We start from the raw sequence: 4,274 nt of genomic DNA, 5'->3' as shown, positions 1-4,274 counted from the left end.
TACACTTAGTCGTTTCCATTTGTAGGTTTTTTCTTTTTTTAAACTTACCAGAAGCCTTTCAGGCCTCATTTCTTTCATACTAAGTTAACAGAGCCAAAGCCTATATAACTTGACTATTATCGTTGCGGCTTGCGCCCTTGTAAGTGGCTCATCGGGTCTAAACAGGCCATCCGAACCTCCTACTATCAAACCGAGTTCTTTAGCTGCAGCAATATAGTCATAAGCCCAGTGAGAATCATCGACATCTTTAAAAGGCGATTGGTCCAGATAATCAATGAATGGACACAAACACCAGTTGGTCCATCTGTTGCTGCCTTCCCCTGTCAACGGAGTTTTCACAACTCCATACTTAGTGCCCTTGGCTTCTATTACCTGGCCATTGCCAACATATACACCGATATGTCCGTTTCTCCATACCAAAACACCAGGTTTTTCAGGTATCTCAGACAATGGTCCTTTCACGGTTGCCTTGAGATACATTGTATTAGCGCTGACGTCAGTTTTGGGATCATATATGACCTCGCCTTTATCGTTAGTCCACAGATACGCCTTAATAAGCCCGACGCAATCTACCGTGCGTTTACCCAGCCAATTACTCCGTATAAAGCTAAGGTATGGACTTATATTGTCAGGATACTGTTTTAACTTCTGTTGCAATATTGTTTCCGTCAGCACTTGGCCGAAAGTACCGTAAACGTAGCCCCATCTCTCATTTACAGCTTTTTCAGCAAAAGCTACCAGGTCAATGTTCGTTTTCATATTATCCCCTCCGTTCATCAAGCAACCGAAATGCAGTTTTTATGTCCCTTTCGACTATTGCCATGCGTTCCACAAGATTGTTATGCTTGTCTACCTTTTTTTCGAGCTGTTCGATACGATAGATGGTTTTACCACCTGTGATAAGCCCAGTTATTATTGAACTAAGAACGGCTGCACCCCCGGAGATAATCGCAACTAAAACTGCATCGCTCATACGCATTCCTTCTTTCCAATTGATATAGTAGAAAGTCCCGGATTCGGCACTTCCCTTATCGTGGAAGGCCTACTACCGGGACATTAATTAAAAAAGCGGAAAACCACCTTCACTGTGCTTCGTAATCCTCTCCGGTTATTTCCTTGTATTGCTCCTTGGTGATAACACCTTTTTTCACGGCCATTTTGACCATTTCTTTTGACCACAATCCTCTTTCATAGTTACGTTTCACGATATCAAACATGAACCATCCCCTCCTTACTCGGCATCCGGCAGCATCATCATGTTCTGGAACTCAAGCGCCGCTGCGATCCTTTCTTCAGCGCTCGGCTCTACGGGTACCGGTGTGTTGGCGATATCCTCAAGAATCTGAATAGCCTGTTCATCCGATATAGACGGGTCAATGTTATGTAGGCTTCTCAATGCGTCAAGCGACATCACCGCTTGCACAACCGGGCCGTTAAGCTCCAACACATGGGGAAACATATCTACTGCCGGAAATTGGCTCCTGATTTTATCAGGTGTTGCGATCTCACCGCTAGGGAACATATAAGTCTTCGAGCCGTCAAAGATTTCATACTTAATCATGCTAACATCCTCCTTTAATTAATAAAATTATTGGATTTCAGTTTTATCCAGCCAGTTGCCGGTAAACCAACTTCAAGTAGCATATCATTTGCTGCTGTGCCATACATGCTATTTAGCTCATAAGTAGAACCTTTCGGGACAGGAATTATCATTTTACCTAGTGTGTATGCGTTTAAGTCATACAGAACAGTACCATCCCCGCCTAAAAACAGAGCATAACCGTTAAAACTTGCTGATGCTGGTGCGTCAACAGCTCGGCTAAGATCCGTTAATACCACCCTGGTAAGATTCAAGTCATAAGCATCAACAACAGCCCTGGGGGTAGAACCGCTTATCTCACCACCAGCAAAAACCGCAAACAGGCCGCCCATCGATGCACCGCTGACATCTGTTCTCGCTAAAGATAAACCGGTGGGGGTGCTGCGTGTAAGAGAAGCATTATATGCGTCAACCGTGTTGTGGTTGCCTCCGGATGAAGATCCGCCTGCAAAAATGGCATAGTTTCTGTTGGACGCTGCTCCCATCCCATTTCTTTTTACGCTGAGAACGGTTGGAGTGCTTCTGACAAGGGACGAATTATACGCCTGAACAAAGTCGCTGTTTATACCCCCTGCGAAAAGAGCATAATCCCCGACCTTAGCAGCACCCCCGAAAGTAACAGCTTGGCTCAACGCCGTAGGCGTACTGCGCACAAGCGATGCATTATAAGCATCAACAGTCGCCTGCACGTTACTAGCACTGCCCCCTGCAAAGAGGCAGTAATCGCCAACCTGAGCAGCCCCCATACTCTCTCTACCTACACTTAATTCCGTTGGCGTTAAGGCAATAAGCGCAGCGTTAAAGGCAAAGACTTTAGCACGACCGCTAGACCCACCAGCGAATAAAGCGTAGAAGTTATTCTGGCATCCAGCCATACGCGAAGCAGGCGCAGGAGAAACATAAAAGTCAGCAATCACTAACCTAGACGGTGTATTGTTCCCGAACCTTGCCAAGTCGAAAGTTAACTTAGCTTCACTAGTTCCTCTCCTTGAAATAAACGCCTCTCCCATAGGTTATCTCACCACCTTTACCTGAACGGGTATACTCACTGTCGGCTTATCTGTTGCATAGAAGGTTATTTTGTTTGCCTCCGTCACAGCTCGATAGATCTTGCTCCAAGCCTCGAGCCTGGAAGTATCCGTAGCGTATGTACCGCTCATCACAACGTCAATAATCGGAGTATCGCTTGCTTGGATGCCGTTTACCGTAACGGTCTTTGAAAATGGTGCAGATGAGCCGGACCAATTGGTGTCGAGGGTAACGGTAAGTATAGCATGGTATACATGACCTAATGCGCTTATAGATGCGGCTTGTGCAGCGTGAGTATCCACCTTTGATTGAGCGCCGGCAGGGGTTTCTGCGCCGATTTGCTCTGCTGTAACGCCGTGTGGATTGTTTCTGTCAGTTTTGTGGCTTTCAATCAGGTTTAGCAGATTACCGGCCACATTCTCATCCAGAATGTCCTGAAGGTGTTCGAACCAAGCATAGAAATACTGTTCATACTGACTTTTCTTTTCTTGCAGCCACGCAAGGTACTGATTGAAAAGTGTCGTGGTGTCCACCTGCTCTACCGTGCCGTGGACAATCCCGCAAAGTTCAGTGTTCAGCCGCAGGTCTGTGATGTTGGCCTGGGTGATGGATACGGCACCAGCTGCCACATAGATGTCGGCCAGAGCTAGTTCGTAGGCATCAGCATCCCTCTGCAAAGCGGGAGCAACTGGCTGACTTCCAAACTGTCCTTTCTTAATTTCCAGTCTGATTTCCCGATCAATCGTGTCATACCGGACCACCACCCGGTCAATCCGGTGCAGCACTCCGTCGGCCGGGTCGAGTTGCAGAATGTAGTCATCATCATTGATCAGGATGTACCCATTTATCCAAGCTTTTCCCGGCCGAACGATGACTGTCATATCCGGGATGGTTTGAGCTACCACTTGCAAATTCGTCGAAGGGTTCGGGAACACCCCATTGCCAAGAGGCTTGACTCAAGAAGAATTAGCAAAACATATTAATTCTACCAAGCAAACTATATATAAATATGAGAATAATATTATAACTAATATTCCCTCAGATAAAATTGAAAAAATAGCGGAAGTACTACAGACCACCCCGGCTTATTTGATGGGTTGGGATGAAATTGAAAAAGATTATAAACATTCAACTGAACTTAGTGATATCTATTACAATGGCTTAAAAAATTGGACCGAAGACAAGATGTTAAAAAAGCACGAAACAGCAATTTTACGCCAGCATATAGCTAACTTGCTTTTAAGATATAAAATTTTGATTGAAAAATTTGTATATGCCCAGATAGAATGGCGAAAATCAAAGGACGATTTTATGAAACTGTATAAACAAAGAAAAGAGCCATTATCTGATATCGAAATTAAAGAATTATTCTTAAAGCAGGAGTTAGAAAAGCAAATTGAGGATATGGTCTTGTGGCTTCGCAATTTCCCAGGCTGGTTTATAATGCCCCCACTTGTCAAGACAATTTTTTAGCTTTTCTAAGTTAGGTTCTCCTTTCTTTATTTTTGTATAATTATAACATTTATGCATTCTGTTGGAGGATGTCAAGAGCGAGCGTAAGCGAGTTCATCTTGGCCCTTGACATCCAATGCGCATACATCCTTTTGCTTTCCGGTCTGTTATGACAGACCGGCTGCCTTCCGGC

Annotated in this window: 7 protein-coding genes; 1 reads left to right on the top strand and 6 read right to left on the bottom strand. The window is 44.8% G+C overall.

Annotated elements, in window-relative coordinates; translation table 11 throughout:
* Window positions 1-84: 84 nt before the first annotated feature.
* The 6 genes from F3H12_RS12785 to F3H12_RS12760 all read right to left on the bottom strand — a co-directional run bounded on the left by F3H12_RS12785 (window position 85) and on the right by F3H12_RS12760 (window position 3,534).
* Complete coding sequence (locus F3H12_RS12785; protein WP_188118533.1) at window positions 85-759, bottom strand: S-layer homology domain-containing protein; 675 nt, start codon at window positions 757-759, stop codon at window positions 85-87.
* A gap of 1 nt (window position 760) precedes the next feature.
* Complete coding sequence (locus tag F3H12_RS12780; protein WP_149679703.1) at window positions 761-973, bottom strand: hypothetical protein; 213 nt, start codon at window positions 971-973, stop codon at window positions 761-763.
* A gap of 109 nt (window positions 974-1,082) precedes the next feature.
* Window positions 1,083-1,217, bottom strand: coding sequence for an XkdX family protein (locus F3H12_RS12775; protein ID WP_149679702.1), 135 nt, complete (start codon window positions 1,215-1,217; stop codon window positions 1,083-1,085).
* A gap of 14 nt (window positions 1,218-1,231) precedes the next feature.
* The gene (locus F3H12_RS12770) at window positions 1,232-1,561 is read right to left on the bottom strand and encodes a hypothetical protein (protein ID WP_149679701.1); all 330 of its coding nucleotides are present in this window, start codon (window positions 1,559-1,561) and stop codon (window positions 1,232-1,234) included.
* A 14-nt stretch (window positions 1,562-1,575) separates the two neighbouring features.
* On the bottom strand, window positions 1,576-2,610 hold the full coding sequence (locus F3H12_RS12765; RefSeq protein ID WP_149679700.1) for a Kelch repeat-containing protein: 1,035 nt from the start codon (window positions 2,608-2,610) through the stop codon (window positions 1,576-1,578).
* A gap of 3 nt (window positions 2,611-2,613) precedes the next feature.
* A complete protein-coding gene (locus tag F3H12_RS12760; RefSeq protein ID WP_149679699.1) occupies window positions 2,614-3,534 on the bottom strand; it encodes a hypothetical protein in 921 nt (306 codons plus the stop codon).
* 34 nt (window positions 3,535-3,568) lie between these two features.
* Between F3H12_RS12760 and F3H12_RS13555 the strand changes: the two genes are divergently transcribed.
* Window positions 3,569-4,102: a helix-turn-helix domain-containing protein gene (locus F3H12_RS13555; protein WP_243133292.1), complete on the top strand. Its 534-nt coding sequence runs from the start codon at window positions 3,569-3,571 to the stop codon at window positions 4,100-4,102.
* Window positions 4,103-4,274: the final 172 nt, after the last annotated feature.

The sequence above is a fragment of the Thermoclostridium caenicola genome (assembly GCF_900142095.1).
Taxonomy (GTDB): domain Bacteria; phylum Bacillota; class Clostridia; order DSM-8532; family DSM-8532; genus Thermoclostridium_A; species Thermoclostridium_A caenicola.
Note: the sequence above shows the minus strand (reverse complement) of the source record. Positions and strands in the feature narration are given on the sequence as shown.